This window comes from Actinocrinis sp., assembly GCF_035946395.1.
Classification (GTDB): Bacteria; Actinomycetota; Actinomycetes; order Streptomycetales; family Catenulisporaceae; genus Actinocrinis.
Window position 1 is genome coordinate 1 of record NZ_DASYZI010000282.1, and the last position, 14,593, is coordinate 14,593.

Genomic DNA, 14,593 nt, shown 5'->3' on the forward strand with positions numbered 1-14,593 from the left:
TCACACCGGTGGATCCAACAGATCGCGGACCATGACGAAGCTCTGATGAATAAGCTTCCAGCACCGGAGCCAGGGCATATGCCGACTCCGAGCCCTTAGCATGAGCTATGACCACCTCGACCATCGACATCATTACTCTGCTGCCAGGCCCCGTCCGCGAGCGTGCAGTGACGTTGGGCGCGGATTTGTCCGACCGGATGGTCGAGGCCGGGATCGCGTCGGCCTTCACGCTGGGTTCCCCGTTTCCGGGCGGCGGGCACGACAACGTGAACGTGTGCGAACCGCACGTGTCCTTGTTCATGCTGGAACTCGCCACAGCCGATTTACCCGACGTGACGTCTGCGATCGCCGAAGTCGCCGGCTCCCAGGCTTCTTTCGCCGCGACCGGCACACATGTCGCACACAATCCGCAAGGTGCCGCCGAACTCTTCTTCGAGGTCACATCCGGGTGGCGCGAACTACAGCGCGCTGTCGTCGAGCGGGTCGAGCCGCTGCGCCGCGGCCGGTTGCGCCCGACGGATCCGGCCGGCCGATCGTTGGCCGAACTGATCCGCACGAGTTCGGACGCCGACCAGGTCAGGCAGCTGCGCCTATACGGATACGACGAGATCCACGACGGCGCCGCCGACCGATTCCGGCCGCACTTGACCCTCGCCTGGCCGAAGGCGCGCCACGGCGCGGTCGACGCATCGGGTCTTCCAACCGACGCTCTCGACCACGTCGTCTCCGAGATCGCCGTCGCCGCGATGCATCCATACGGTACTTGTACGACGATCGTCTCGCGCAGCGCGCTCGGGATAACTCATAGCCCTGAATCGTCACTGCGACGGCGATCTCGACCGGGGAAATAAGCAGGTCGGATCGGCTCCTTCAGCCGGCTGTCCAGTATTAAGAACACTGATAATTGGGTAGGGGCAGTGCGCTGGGACGCTGTAGACGCGTCGAGGGGAACCTGGCCTGCGCGAGAGGTGGGCGGGCGATGCGGGCTGTCATGCGCTGGATTGCCAGATTCGGAGACGAGCTCGTCGCTCTCGTGCTCGCCCTGGCCGTCGTCGGGCTGGCCTGGGCGGACGTGGTCGGGTCGGCGGCCGTCGCGAACACCGTGCTGCTGGTGCTCGCCGCCATCACCACCGCGAACCTGCGCGATCGCTTCCGGGCCAGGGCCGCGCACGAGGAACTGCTACAGCAACTCGAACAGCGGGCCGGCGAACTGGCCTCCTCCCTGACTTCCGGAACGCATGTACGGGTACTGACTGGCACGCAGATCGCCACCGAACACGCGGTCGCGCGCAAAGGCACCGTCCTGTGGCATTTCCGCGGCGGCACCGGCACCTATCTGCGCGCGGTGACCCTGCCGGAGTGCATTACTGCCGCGCGATCGAACCGCCGCCGGCTCGAAGTGCGCATTCAGATCCTCGATCCGGCCAACGAGGAGCTGTGCGGGCGGTACGCACGGTTCCGCACGACGCTCGCGATCCGGCCCGACGGCGTGGGTGAACCGTGGACCCTCGACCGCACCCGGAAGGAGGCGTACGCGACGATCCTGGCCGCATGCTGGCACCGCCAGCGCTACGACCTGCTGGACATCGCCGTGGGCCTCTCGAACACGATGACGACGTTTCGCTGGGACCAGTCGTCGACCGCGGTGATCCTGACCCAGGAGAACCCGGACGGACAGGCACTGCTGTTCGCGCGCGACAAACCGTACTACGGCTACTGGGACGTCGAGTTGCGCAGTTCATTCGACCAGTCGCGACACGTGCCGATCGAGAATGACGTGCCGCTGAGCGACGAACCTTCGGTGGACGAGGTCACCGCGCTGTTCGCCGCGCTCGGCATGCCACTTCCGTACTCCGGCCGCGATGTCTCCGACATCGTGTTCAAGGCGCTGCGCGCCCGTAATCCGTACAAGCGCTGAGGCGAGGAGGTCGCGTCGATGGCTGTCCACACCGGGACCACCCTGCCGACGGTTTCCGACAAGCCGCGCTCAGAACAGGCCGCGGCCGCAGCGCGATGGGCGCTCACCGTCCTGGCCGGCCAGCTCGGCGGCGGCCAAGCGCTATCGTTGGCCGTCGTGCATCCGCTGGGATTCCTGTGCTTTCCGCTGCACCGCGGCCTGGACCTCGGCATCTGCGTCCATGTCTGGATCGACGGCCTGCCTGACGTCGAGGTGGTCACTTCACCGATCCACGCGCACAGCTGGGACCTTCACAGCTATGTGTTATTCGGCCAGGTCGGCAACGAACTGGTCTCCGCCGTGCCTGCGAAGTATTCAGACGCGAGTCATCAAGTCTATGAGATAGACAGTGCCCAAGGCACGGACCGGATCGCCGCCACGAACTCGTATGTGCAGTGCACTCGGCGTTCGACCCACTACGCCTCGACAGGTGAAGAGTACACGCTGTCAAGCGGGGCATTTCACTCTACGGCAGTGTCCATCGCCGACCCGTCGGCCACCGTCATGATCGCCCACACCATACCTGGAGCGCGCGACCGTAGCCTCGGTCCTCCGCAGCCCCCGGGCCGCAAGGCCTGCTGGCACGTACGCCGACGCCTAGCCGACCCGTCCCTTACCAGGCGAGTCGCCGAAACCGTGGTCGTGCTGTCCTCGCCAGTCTCATGAATCGCACCCCTGGGAGTACACCATGCCTCTAGCCAGGTCCGCCGAGACCGGTCTCGCGCCCGACGCCCAGGACTTATCCGGCCATCTCGGCACGGCGCGGCGCGCCGCACATGCCGCAGGAGACTTTCTGCGCACGCGGACCGCGCAGCGGGCGGACTTCCGCAGCAAAGGCGTGGACGGCGATCTCGTCAGCGATCTGGATCTCGGTGCGGAGCAGCTGATCGTCGAGCGGCTGCGGGCGGACTTCCCGGACATTCCGGTGCTGGCAGAGGAGGGCGGGTTCTACGGGGCGACCGGGTCGCGCTGGTCCTGGATGGTCGACCCGCTGGACGGGACCAACAACCTCGCCATCGGTCTGTCGGCCTACGTCGTGGGCATCGCGCTGTGCCGGGACTGGCAGCCGGTCGTGAGCGTCGTGCACGAGCCGGAGACCCGCCGGACCTGGTCCGCCATGATCGGGGCGGGTATGCAGGGGCCGGTCGTCCACAGCCAGCACGCGTGTAGGAACCGCACCGTCGTGGCCTGGACTCAGGGGTACGGAGTTCTTCGCACCGACCCGCAGGCCAGCTCCGTCAAAATCCTGCTGGAATGGAAGACCCATCGGGTGCTGCCCCTGTGGGCGCCGCTGCTGGGCTGGGTGATGCTCGCCCGCGGCGACATCGACGCCTTCGTCGGATACCGGCCCGAGCCGGTCGACCTGCCCGGGGGCCTGTTGCTGGCGCGCGAGTCCGGGGTCCGCGTGGTGGCCTGGGACGGGACCGCCTACGAGGCGTCCTTCGACCCGGGCTCGGTGGGCGGAGCGGCGGACCGCAGCTTCATCGCCGCGCGCACGGACCGGCTCGGTGGCTTGGTGGGTCTGGTCGAGCAAGCCGCCAGCATGGCACCGCACCTGGCCGAACTCGCGTCCGATCGCGCCACCGCGCTGCTCACCCGGTGACCGCGAGTGCGACGGTCGCACCGCCCACCGCGAGTACGGCCAGTACCGCACCAGCGAACGCGACCTGACGCTTCGGCACGACCAGCCCGAACGCCGAGCAGCGTTCGTACCACAGCAGCATCGCCAAAGACGCCCATGCGGTCACGACCGGACCCGCGTCGGTCCCGATCAGCAGAGCGAGCAGCTGATTATGGTGGGTCAGGGGCACCACCGCTTCGCCTGCGACATAGGCTGGCAGGTTGTTGACCAGGTTGGACAGCAACACCCCGGTCCCGGCAGTGCGCAGCAGGCCCGGCAGGGACTCGTGCGTGCCGACCAGATGGCGGATCAGCGTACTCAGTCCGTGCACGCTGAGCGTCTGCACGGTCAGGAACATGCCGGTCACCGTCGCCAACAGCCGCCAGGGCAGCAGCGACCAGGTCAAGTGCGCGCGGTCACGCGCAGCGAACGCGAGCACGGCCACGCCGGCGGCCACCGCCGACGCGATACCGAGCGGGGCCCCGGCAAGGATCGCCACGATGAACAATGCGCATGCGGCGCCGGTCATCGCGCTGAGGACCGGATCGGCCGGGCGAAACGGCTTGGGCGGCCGGTAGCGCGCGTCCCCGCCGCGGCGCGGGGTGCGCCAATACCAGAGCCAGAGCACGATCATCGTGACGAGCACGCTGACCGCCTCGGGGGCGGCCATGCGGGCCGCGAACCGGGCGGTGGGCAACGCCACGCGGTCGGCGGCGAGCAGGTTGGTCAGATTGCCGACCGGCAGCAGCAGACTCGCCGTGTTCGCGAGGAAGGCGGTGGTCATCGCCAGCGGCAGCGGCGGAAGGCCGACCCGCGCGGCCAGCGCCAGCATGATCGGGGTGAGCAGCACGGCGGTGGTGTCGAGATTCAGGCCGACCGTGGTGAGCACCGCGAGCAGGACGCACATGAGGAACAGCAACGAATAGCGCCCGCGCCCCGCGATCGCCATCTGCGTCGCGATGACGTCGAACGTCTGTGCGCGGCCGGTCAGCTCGGCCAGAACGATCACGGTACCGAGGAACAGCAGCAGCGGCAACACCCGGCCCAGGATCGCCGAAGCGTCCGCGCGCGGCAGCGCGCCGGTGGCGACGCAGATCCCCCCGGCTGCCAGCAGCGCCAGCGCCAGCAGGTCGAGCGGATGCGGACGGCGGGCGCCCGCGCTTCTCGGGCGGGCGGGCGCTCGAGTTTCCGGATCGAGCGTCAACGTCCTACCATCCCCGGGGCGGCCAGCGTGTTCGAACGCTATTGTAGCCTGCCGCTGGGAACCGCTGCGCTGTGGCGATGACCGGTCTCGGCGAGTCCGTCGCGCCGCCGGCGCTCAGGTGACATCCTGTCAGATATGGACGCACGGACTCAGGGCCCTGCAACGATTGACTTTTTTGTCAGCTACTCCCCCGCCGACGAGCGGTGGGCGGAGTGGATCGCCTGGACCCTGGAAGGTGCGGGGTACCGGACGATGATGCAGAAATGGGACTTCGTCGCCGGCAGCAATTTCATCGACTTCATGGACCGCGGGTTACGGCAGGCCGCAGCGGTGATAGCGGTGCTCTCGCCCAAATACCTCGAGTCCACGTACGGCCGGCTCGAATGGCAGGCCGCGCTGCGGTCGAGCCCGCTGGATCCGGACCGGCGGCTGATCCCGGTCCGGATCGAGCCCTGCGAACTGACCGGGCTGCTCGCCACCGTGACGTTTCTCGACCTGCTCGGCGTCGGCGACGAACAGGTCGCCCGGGTGCAACTGCTCGGCCGCGTCCGCGACGCGCTGGACGGACGAGCCGCGACGGCGCAGGATCGGCCGGCATATCCGGCGACGCCCGGCGCGGCGGCAACGCGGCGGCAGACCCCTGCGACCGCGAGCGTTTCCAGCGCGCCGACCCGGCACAAGCCGCTGGCCGCGCCCGGGTACCCGCCCGCTGCCCGCACCGATTCGGCCCGCGACGCGGTCACCCTGCTGCACATGCCCGGCCCGCGTTTCGGCCGGGGCCTGGTGGGCCCGGGTGAGCCGAGCGACGCACAGCAGTGGCAGGCACGGGTCGTCACCTGGGTCACCAGGGCGACCGCGGCCGGCGCACCCGAACCCGACGCGCTGCTCATAGCGGGAAACCTGACAGACACGGGCTCACCGCGGCAGGTCGACGAAGCGCTCGGTTTCCTCGCCGGGGTGCGCAGCCAGCTGGGACTGGAGCCCACGCAGGTGGCGCTGGTACCCGGCGCCCACGACGTGAACACCGCCGCCTGCTCCGCCTACTTCGACGACTGCCGCGCCGACGAGCGGATACCCCAAGCCCCGTACTGGCCCAAGTGGCGGCACTTCACCCGGCTGTTCCACACCGTCTATCAGGGGCTGGACGCGCTGGTGTTCGACGCGGACCAGGCGTGGACGCTCTTCGAGCTGCCCGACCTGCGCCTGGTGATCGCCGGGTTCAACTCCACCCTGGCGATGAGCCACAGGCCGGACGACCGGTACGGGCTGATCGGCGACGTGCAAGCGGCCTATTTCGCCCGTGCGCTGCGGCCCTACGAGCGGGACGGCTGGCTGCGGGTCGGCTTGGTCGCACACGACCCGTCGCGGCGCAGCGCGCCGGCAGGCACCGGCGACGCGTTGCGGGACGCCGACGTCTTCACACGCCTGCTGGGCGGGATCAACCTGGTGGCGCACGGCGTCGCCGCGCCGGACGACGAACTGGGCTCGCTGCCCGGGCAGGTCCCGCTGGTGCCGCCGGCCGGCCCGAGCGCGGTCCAGCTGTTGGAGCTGACCGGCTCCGGGGTAACCCGCTGGAGCGACGACCGGGCGGGACGGCCGCGGTCGCGCGGCTACGAGGCGGCCTGGCAGTCCGCGTACTCGACCTTCCGGTCGCCCTCCGCTGAAACCGACACGCAGCCGCGGATCGAACCGCCGGAAGCACCGGCGGCGACCGACACGCTGCTGGACCGTGTCGCCGAGGTCTGCCACGTGCGCTTCGAGCGGGCGCAGGTGCGGCGGATCGGCGGGGCCGGGGCTCACCTGCGCGTCACCCACATGGACAGCGGTTATGTACGTACCCTGCTGATCGGCGTGGTGTCCGGGGACGACCCGATCGGCCAGCTTGAGCGGCTGGTCGGGCTGGTGCACATGGCCGCGCCGGACGACCCGATGGAGGTGGTGCACGATTCGGCCGACGGCGAGGTCGTCGACAGGCTCAGGGCCGCGGCGTCGCGGACCCGGGTACGGCTGCGCAGTCTGGTCGACTTCCAGGGCTTGCCGGACCTGGGCGAATTCATCACCCGCCAGACCCGGCGGCTGACCGATCATCCCGCGTACTCCACCGGGCAGTACGTACCGCAGCGGTACCGCTCCCTGGTCGGCGGGGAGGGCGCGATCCAGCCCGGCATGGTCGACGAACTGATGGATCTGGTCCAGCAGGACGACGGGCGGTTCATCCTGCTGCTCGGCGACTTCGGCCGGGGCAAGACCTTCGCGTTACGGGAGCTGACCCGCAGGCTCACCGAGACGCCCGGGGCTCCGCTGCCGGTGCTGATCGATCTGCGCGCGCTGGACCGGGCGCACACCGTGGACGGGCTGGTCGCCGCGCACCTGGCGAACGTCGGAAACACGGTGATCGACCTGCGCGCCTTCCGGTACCTGCTGCGCCAGGGCCGCATCGCCCTGATCTTCGACGGCTTCGACGAGCTGGTCTCCCGGATCAGCTACCCGCGTGCCGCGGACCACCTGGAGCTGCTGATCCAGGCCGCGCAGGACAACGCGAAGATCATCGTCGCCAGCCGGACCCAGCACTTCCGCAACAGCGCGCAGGTCCTCACCGCCCTCGGCGAGCGGATCGGCCTGCTGCCGCAGCGTCGCGTGTTGCAGCTTGAGGACTTCGACTCGGAGCAGATACTGGCCTACCTCACCCGCGCCTACGGCGACCGGAGCGCCGCCGAGCAGCGCTATCAGCTGTTCGAGCAGATCAGCAATCTCAATGAGCTTGCGGCCAATCCGCGGATGCTCGCGTTCCTGGCGCGTATCGAGCCCGAGCGGCTCGCCACTCTGGTCAGCAGCCGCCAGGCGCTGAGCGCGGCGGACCTCTACCAGGAGATCATCGACTACTGGCTCGGCTACGAGTCCCAGCGCACCTCACAGATCGCCGGCGCGATTCCCGGCCTGCGGCCCCGGGAACTGCTGACCGCGGTCACCGGGCTGGCCGTACGCCTCTGGGAGCGCGGCGAGGTCTACCTGCGTCCCGCCGACATGTCCGAAGTCGCCGGGACGCTGACCGACCTGGTGGTCGCGATGACCGCCGAGGAGACCGAGCACGCGATCGGGTCCGGCTCCCTGCTGACCCGCACCGACGAGGGCCTGTTCGGGTTCATCCACTACTCGGTCTGCGAATGGCTGGTCGCGCGGCACATCGCCGACCGGCTCGAAGCCGACGACGACCGGCTGTTGCGCGCGCGAACGCTGTCCGCCCTGGCCACCGATTTCCTGTGCACCCTGGCCCCGGCTCGGCGACTCGACACTTGGGTGCGTAAGGTCTCCGCCGAACGGCCTGAGGGCATCACGCCGTCCACCGAGAACGCCCTGACGATCGGTTCCCGGTTGAGCATCGAGGTCACCAGCGACCTGAGCGGAGCCGACCTCGCCGGAACCGACCTGTCGTTCCGTAAGTTCCGGCAGGTCAACCTTTCCGGCGCGAATCTCAGCAAGGCGCGCTTGGTCGGCGCCGACCTCACCGGCGCCAACCTCTCACACGCCGACCTCACCGGCGCCAGGCTGGACCGCGCCGACCTCACCGGTGCCGATCTGACCGGCGCCGACCTGACCCGGGCTCAGTTGCTGGGCACCCGGCTGGCCGGGGCCAAGGTGTCCGGCAGTCGATGGGCGATGGCCGCCCTCGTCGGGACGGGCAGCGAGGACCCGGCCGCCGCCGAACTGCGCGGGGCCGCGGTCAGCCCCCCGATGCCGGTCCAGCTGGGCTTGGCGCCCGCCGAAGTCGGCGTGCCCTACGGATTCGAGATCGGCCGGATTCCCAACCCCGTCTCCTATCACCCGCAGGGCACCACGCTGATCTTCGGCAGCGCGGACGGCGGCCTGCTGGTCTGCGACGCGGCCACCGGCCAGCCGGTACGCACCGTGGCCGGCCACCGTTCGAGGATCTACTGTGTGCGCCACAGCCACGACGGCAGACTGCTGCTGACCGGGTCGGCCGACGGCACCGCGCGGCTGTGGGATGCGCAGACCCTCTCGGAGCTGCACGTGCTGCGTGACCACGAGCAGTGGGTCTGGCCGGTCGAGGTCGCTCCGTCGGGGCGAGTGGTGGCGACCGGCGACGCGACCGGCGTGCTGCGGATCTGGGACACCGCCACCGGCGAGCTTGTCAATACGCTGGTCACGAACACCAGCCGGATCTGGTCCGTCGCGTTCCATCCGAATCGGCCCGGCGTGGCCACCGGCGAGGAGGACGGCACGGTCCGCATCTGGAACGCGCTCACCGGTGAGATCCGCTTCCAGTTCCGCACCGACGCCGGGGCGGCGTACCGGGTCCGGTTCAGTCCCGACGGAGATCACCTCGCCTCGGCGCACCACGACGGAAGCGTCTTCGAGCACGTGATCGCCGATGGCGCCGAGCCGAGAACCCTGGACCTGGGCAGCACTGGACGGCCCGTCTACTGCCTGCGCTACCACCCGGGCAGCAGGCAACTGGCATGCGGCGACACGGGCGGGACAGTACGCCTGTGGACGCTCGCACAGCAACTGGCGGCACGCACCGGGGGGCCGGGCATCCAGGAGCGGAATCAGGACGCCGACGGCAAGACAATCACACGGCCTGACAGCACTGGCACGCGGCGCCAGTGGTCGTCACGGGTGTGGACCAAGCATTCCGGAGCGGTGTACGGACTCGACTTCAGCAGCGACGGCAAACATCTGGCCAGCGCCGACAGTGACGGAGCCGTCCGGCTCGGCGACTCCGGCGACGGCGGGGTACGGCACGAACTGCTCGCCCACCGCAGCTCGGTGTGGCCGATGGCCTTCCGCCGCGATGGAACCGTGCTGGCCACGAGCGCGGCTGACGACACCCATCGGGTCTGGGACACCACCACCGGCGCGCTGGTAACGACAGTGCGAGGCCACGGCCGACGGCTGTCGCTGGCCCGTTTCGACAAAGAAGGCAACCGCATCGCGACCAGCAGTAGCGACGGCGTCGTCCGGGAGTGGGACGCCCACACCGGCAAGCTGCTCCACCACTACGAACTGCCGGGCCGGCAACTGGTCAGCGGCTTCTACAGCCCCGAGGGCAGCGTGCTGGCCGGATGGGACAACGGCGGTGTCGTCCACATCTGGAACGCGGTGACCCGGGAGTACGAACGTCAGATCATCACGGACACCGACCACTTGTGGACGGCGAAGTTCAGCCCCGACGGCGACGTGCTCGCGACTGCGGAGGACGATGACTCGGTCCGGCTGCGCTACCGCACGACAGGCCGGGTCATCGGCGAACTGATCGCACATCGCGGCAGGGTACGAACCATCGCGTTCAGCCCGGACGAGCGCTGGCTCGCCACCGGCGCCGACGACCGGACCGTACGTGTCTGGAGCCTCACGGACCATCGGTGCGTCGCCGTGCTGCGCGGGCACGAGGACCGGGTCTACTCGGTGGCTTTCACCCCGGACTCCACGCTGCTAGCCAGCGCCGCGAACGACGGCAAGGCATTGATCTGGGACCTGCGCCCACTGACGGCATCGGACGGTCCCCGACCCGATGAGCCGACAGTGGTGACCGAGCCGCAAACCGTGCTGCGACGCGGCTCCGGGCGGCTGTGGTCCGTGGCGATCAGCCCCGACGGTACGCTGCTCGCCACTGCGGGGGACGACCTAGCCGTACGGCTGTGGAATACGCACACCGGCACACGCGTCCAGACACTGCTCGGCCACACTCGCCGTGTGTGGTCCGTGGACTTCTCTCCAGATGGCAGCCTGCTGGTCAGCAGTGGCGACGACGGCACCGCCGCCGTCTGGGACCTGGCCCCGCTGGCCCGGGGTGAGCAACCGGTGATCCGGATGACCCTGATCGGCATGTCCGGAGGCTGGGTCACCGCCACCCCGGATGGACGGTACAAGCTCGAAGGCGAGGTGGGGGCGGAAGTCTGGCACGTCATCGGCAATTCCCGCTTCCCCCTCGGCGCGCTCGGACAGTATCTCCCTCACGTGAGCAAAGTGGACGTCGACGCCGATCTGACTCCGTGACATCAACACTACTTAGCATAAAGTTATCGGTGTAACTGGGTTGTCGGGATTTTACCTGCGTCCGGTGGGCAGGCGTCCGTCGAAGGTGATCTCGAAGGCGTTCAAGGCGGCGTTCCACCGGTCCATGCAACGCTTCTGCCTGGACCCGGGCGGGTCCAGGCAGATCACAGGCGTGTCAGTAGCGTGGCAGCGTCGGGTCCACGTGGTCGATCCAGGCCATCAGGCCGCCATTGACGTTCCACGCGTTCTCGAACCCGGCGGCGCGAAGCTTCGCCACCGCTTGGGCGCCGCGGAAACCGGCGCGGCAGTGGGCGATCACGTGGCTCGACGGGTTGAGCTCACCGAGCCGGTCGTCGAGCTGGCCGAGTGGAATGAGCGTCCCACCGATGTTCACCGTCGCGTATTCGTGTTCCTCGCGGACGTCGAGCAGCACGAGGTCGGCGCCGGACTCGCGCAGCCGCTGTAGCTCCCGCACGCTGACGTCCCATGGGCTCTGCATGGGCGCCTGCGAGCCGCCCAGCTTGGCCAGCACGCCGTCGGCGGACACCGCCCGCACCGTGATCTGCGGCGCCTGCCGGGGGTCGGCGGCGGCGACGGGATCGACCAAGGCGTCGGGGCCGAACAACACCTCGACCGCCGGTACGATTTCGGCCAGCAAGGCGGACTGTACCTGCGCGTGCGTCCCCAGCTTGCGGTCGGCCACCGACACGCGCAGCTGCGTCGGGTCGAACCGGCACGGCAGCGCGCCGTCGGCGTCGATCGCGTCGATCGTGCCGAGCGCCATCCGCACGGCGTCCGTGAACTGGGTCGTGACGTCGTCACCGCGCCGCTTCATCGTCACGGTGAACGCATGCATGTTGATCCCGTAGTCGACGTCCTGGCCGACCAGCATCACGCCCGGTCCGTCCGGGACGTGCCGATAGTCGGCGACGTCGAGGAGGTGGCCCTCAACCAGATTCCGCTGGATGAACCGGTGGAACACGCCCAGCGCCGGATCCAGATCGCCGGCCGGGTCGGCCGCTACGGACAAGGTCAGTCGCAGTGGCTTCATTTGCTGCCCACCGTAACCTTGATCGCCGTCTTCTCCGCTTCCAGTCTGGCCTCGCAGGCGTGTGCCGCCTCGATGAACAATTGCGCCTCCTCGACGCGCTGACCGGCCGTCGTGGGATTGCCGGAAGGTGCCGGGTCGGCGTGCCGGTCAAGCAGGTACCGGCCGAACTTGCCGCCGGCGAAGCGGTCGAAGAACTTCTCGGTGTCGAAGAACCGGCTCTTCCACTCCTTGACGATCTCCTGCGGGTCATGCGTCACGTCGATGAACTCGGTGCGCACCAAGGCCCGAGCGGCCGCGAGCATCGCCTGGTAGGCATGCTCTTCGGCCTGGTCCGTGTCGCCCTCCTCTTCGAGCGCCAGCTGGGCGTCGAACACCTCCGACTCGGCCTTCATCACCTCGATGCCGAACAACGAGACGACCTCGCCCGCGCACTCGCCGACGCCGTGGTCGGCCATTGCGAACAGCCGGGCATCGGCAAAGTCGGTGTAGAAGTCCGCGGCGTCGGCATAGGCCAGCAGTTCCATGAACGGCTGCACGATGCCCTTCAACCCGCGCTTGCCCATCCGCAGCGACCAGTCCTGGAACGACTCGCCATCCTCGCGACCGGCGAGGTAGGCGTCGGTCAGCGCGTCGACGACCTTGGGCGCGTTCTTCGAGGGCACCGCACCGACGGCCATGCCGTACTTGGCGGCGTTCCCGGCGCGCTGGCCGCCGAGGATCACCTGGAAGTGCGGCATCTGGCGCCCGTCCATGCCGCGGGAGTTCCCGTAGAAGCCGATGTCGGCCAGGTGGTGCTGCGCGCAGCTGTTGAAGCAGCCGGAGACCTTGATCGACATCTCGTTGACCGCCGCATCCTGCTCCTCGGCGCGCGGCGCCAACTGCTGGCGCAGCACGCCGGCCAGGCCGCGGCTGGACGCGATGCCCAGCTTGCAGGTGTCAGTGCCGGGGCAGGCCGTGACGTCGGCGATCGTGCCCGCGCCGGCCGAGGCGAGCCCGATCGCGCCGAGCGCCTCAAAGACCGCGGGCAGGTCGGCGTCCGCGATGAAGCGCAGCACGATGTTCTGCTCGACGGCGGTACGCATCCGGTCGCCGGAATACGTGCGCGCGATGTCGGCCAGTCCGCGTGCCTGCTCGCTGGTGAGGTCGCCCAGCGGAAGGTGAACGGTCACCGCCCGGTAGCCCTGCTGCCGCTGGGTGCGCACGTTCGTCAGGTTCCACCGGTCGAAGCCGTCCGGGCGCGCCGCGCCGTTCATCAGGGCGGGCTCACGGACCGGTTCGCCGGCGGTCACCGGCAGGTTCTCGATCAACCCGTGGTGGCGCGGGTCGTGCGGGATAGTCAGCTGCTCTTCGGCGACGAGCCGCCGGAACTCCTCGATGCCCAGCTTGCTGACCAGGAACTTGACGCGGGCCCGGTTGCGGTTCTTCTTCTCGCCGAGACGCGCGAAGACCCGGGCGACCGCCTGGATCTGGACCAGGAAGTCCTCGACCGGCGTGAACTCGCTGAGCACCTCGGCCTGGTGCGGCACGGTGCCAAGCCCGCCGCCCACCACGACCTTGAAGCCCCGGCGGCCGTCCTGGACGCGCGCGACGTAGCCGGCGTCGTGCATCTGCACCAGCCCGCATGCTTCGTGCTCACAACCGGAGAACGCCGGCTTGAACTTGCGCCCGAAGTCCTGCACGTCCGGGTGGCCGAGCAGGAACTCCATCAACGCCCGCGCGTACGGGGCGACGTCGAACGCCTCGGTGTGGCACACCCCGGCCAGCGGGCAGGCGGTGATGTTGCGGATCGAGTTGCCGCACGCCTCACGGGTGGTGACCCCGACCGCGGCAAGCCGGCGCATCAGGTCCGGGGTGTCCTCGATGTGGACGAAATGAAGCTGGAAGTCCTGCCGGGTGGTCACGTGCAGGATCGAGTCCGAGTACTCCTCGGCACAGTCGGCGACGACTTCGAGCTGTTCTGGCGTCAACCCGCCGAACGGCAACTTGATACGCTGCATGCCCGGCGCGTCCCACTGGGTGTCCGGGCCCTTGGTGGGCTTGTCGGCGAAGTCCAGCTCGCGCGTGGCGTAGCCGTCGAAGCGCTGCCCGTTGTCGTAACGCTGCCCGTACACGCCGCGACGCAGACGCGTCTCGGCGAACACCTTCTCATCCAACCTGCCTTGCAGACGCAGTCCGATCTGCGCCTCGAAGTCGGCGATCTCTTCGGCCCACTCTGGGCTCATCCGCTCGTTGAGCATGCTGCTCCAGCTACTCATGATCCGAACTCCCGGCTGGCGTGGGCATGCGTAGGTCTCCTCAAGTGGCCAATGGCCACGTCGTCGGATCAAAGAGGGGTGTGCTCGCAAGCGAACAGTCAAACGACTGCCGGACAAGCCGCGGAGACAATGCGCAGAAGATCGACGTGCCAGCGCCGGGTAAGCAGCAGCGCGTGCGGAGTCAACTCGGCTGGATGCACGAATCCAGGGTGACACATGGGACGCGGCAAACGAAAGTGCGTCAGCCTGATTGACCGGTGGCGGTCCCAGTTCCGGCCGGAAAGCCGGTTGCCCGCGTCGGCCCCACCTACTCGGGCGGCTGCGTGTGAGGTCGTGGCCTGAGATGAGGAGGGTCCCCCTGTCCTGCAAGGATGTGAGTGCCGAGTTCACATCCAGCGTGAAGACGGGTGCACCAGGGATGTCTTTCGGGTGCCCGCGCCCATGGGGTGGTATCGGTGGCTGTCCGTAGCCAAGGACGGATGGGACC

At 68.9% G+C, this 14,593-nt stretch carries 8 protein-coding genes; 5 read left to right on the forward strand and 3 right to left on the reverse strand.

Features of this window, described 5'->3' with window-relative positions; genetic code table 11:
• The first annotated feature begins 107 nt into the window (after positions 1 to 107).
• The 4 genes from VGS97_RS17180 to VGS97_RS17195 all read left to right on the forward strand — a co-directional run bounded on the left by VGS97_RS17180 (position 108) and on the right by VGS97_RS17195 (position 3,560).
• Positions 108 to 851 (forward strand): hypothetical protein, encoded by a 744-nt coding sequence (locus tag VGS97_RS17180; RefSeq protein ID WP_326854568.1) that lies wholly within the window; start codon positions 108 to 110, stop codon positions 849 to 851.
• A gap of 128 nt (positions 852 to 979) precedes the next feature.
• Complete coding sequence (locus tag VGS97_RS17185; protein WP_326854569.1) at positions 980 to 1,918, forward strand: hypothetical protein; 939 nt, start codon at positions 980 to 982, stop codon at positions 1,916 to 1,918.
• Positions 1,919 to 1,936: 18 nt separating this feature from the next.
• Positions 1,937 to 2,623 (forward strand): hypothetical protein, encoded by a 687-nt coding sequence (locus VGS97_RS17190; RefSeq protein WP_326854570.1) that lies wholly within the window; start codon positions 1,937 to 1,939, stop codon positions 2,621 to 2,623.
• Between the two features lie 22 nt (positions 2,624 to 2,645).
• Positions 2,646 to 3,560, forward strand: a complete 915-nt coding sequence (locus VGS97_RS17195) for an inositol monophosphatase family protein (protein WP_326854571.1) — start codon at positions 2,646 to 2,648, stop codon at positions 3,558 to 3,560.
• Here the strand turns inward: VGS97_RS17195 and VGS97_RS17200 are convergent.
• Positions 3,550 to 4,782, reverse strand: coding sequence for an SLC13 family permease (locus VGS97_RS17200; RefSeq protein ID WP_326854572.1), 1,233 nt, complete (start codon positions 4,780 to 4,782; stop codon positions 3,550 to 3,552). The genes VGS97_RS17195 and VGS97_RS17200 overlap by 11 nt on opposite strands.
• 135 nt (positions 4,783 to 4,917) lie before the next feature.
• Here VGS97_RS17200 and VGS97_RS17205 point away from each other — a divergent pair, with 135 nt between their 5' ends.
• The gene (locus VGS97_RS17205) at positions 4,918 to 10,800 is read left to right on the forward strand and encodes a TIR domain-containing protein (protein WP_326854573.1); all 5,883 of its coding nucleotides are present in this window, start codon (positions 4,918 to 4,920) and stop codon (positions 10,798 to 10,800) included.
• Between the two features lie 175 nt (positions 10,801 to 10,975).
• On the opposite strand, the gene VGS97_RS17210 is transcribed toward VGS97_RS17205, so the two are convergent.
• Together VGS97_RS17210 and VGS97_RS17215 are read right to left on the reverse strand one after the other, a co-directional pair.
• Entirely contained in the window at positions 10,976 to 11,851 is an 876-nt protein-coding gene (locus tag VGS97_RS17210) for a rhodanese-like domain-containing protein (RefSeq protein WP_326854574.1), read from the reverse strand.
• Positions 11,848 to 14,106 carry a hypothetical protein gene (locus tag VGS97_RS17215; RefSeq protein WP_326854575.1) on the reverse strand — a complete coding sequence of 753 codons (2,259 nt, stop codon included), beginning with the start codon at positions 14,104 to 14,106 and terminating at the stop codon, positions 11,848 to 11,850. The genes VGS97_RS17210 and VGS97_RS17215 overlap by 4 nt, the downstream gene beginning before the upstream one ends.
• Between the last annotated feature and the right edge of the window lie 487 nt (positions 14,107 to 14,593).

Bases quoted from the DNA above. Each gene is read 5' to 3' on its own strand.
- VGS97_RS17185 (WP_326854569.1), top strand. From the start codon at position 980: ATGCGGGCTGTCATGCGCTGGATTGCCAGATTCGGAGACGAGCTCGTC.
- VGS97_RS17215 (WP_326854575.1), bottom strand. From the start codon at position 14,106: ATGAGTAGCTGGAGCAGCATGCTCAACGAGCGGATGAGCCCAGAGTGG.
- VGS97_RS17210 (WP_326854574.1), bottom strand. From the start codon at position 11,851: ATGAAGCCACTGCGACTGACCTTGTCCGTAGCGGCCGACCCGGCCGGC.
- VGS97_RS17180 (WP_326854568.1), top strand. From the start codon at position 108: ATGACCACCTCGACCATCGACATCATTACTCTGCTGCCAGGCCCCGTC.
- VGS97_RS17205 (WP_326854573.1), top strand. From the start codon at position 4,918: ATGGACGCACGGACTCAGGGCCCTGCAACGATTGACTTTTTTGTCAGC.
- VGS97_RS17195 (WP_326854571.1), top strand. From the start codon at position 2,646: ATGCCTCTAGCCAGGTCCGCCGAGACCGGTCTCGCGCCCGACGCCCAG.
- VGS97_RS17190 (WP_326854570.1), top strand. From the start codon at position 1,937: ATGGCTGTCCACACCGGGACCACCCTGCCGACGGTTTCCGACAAGCCG.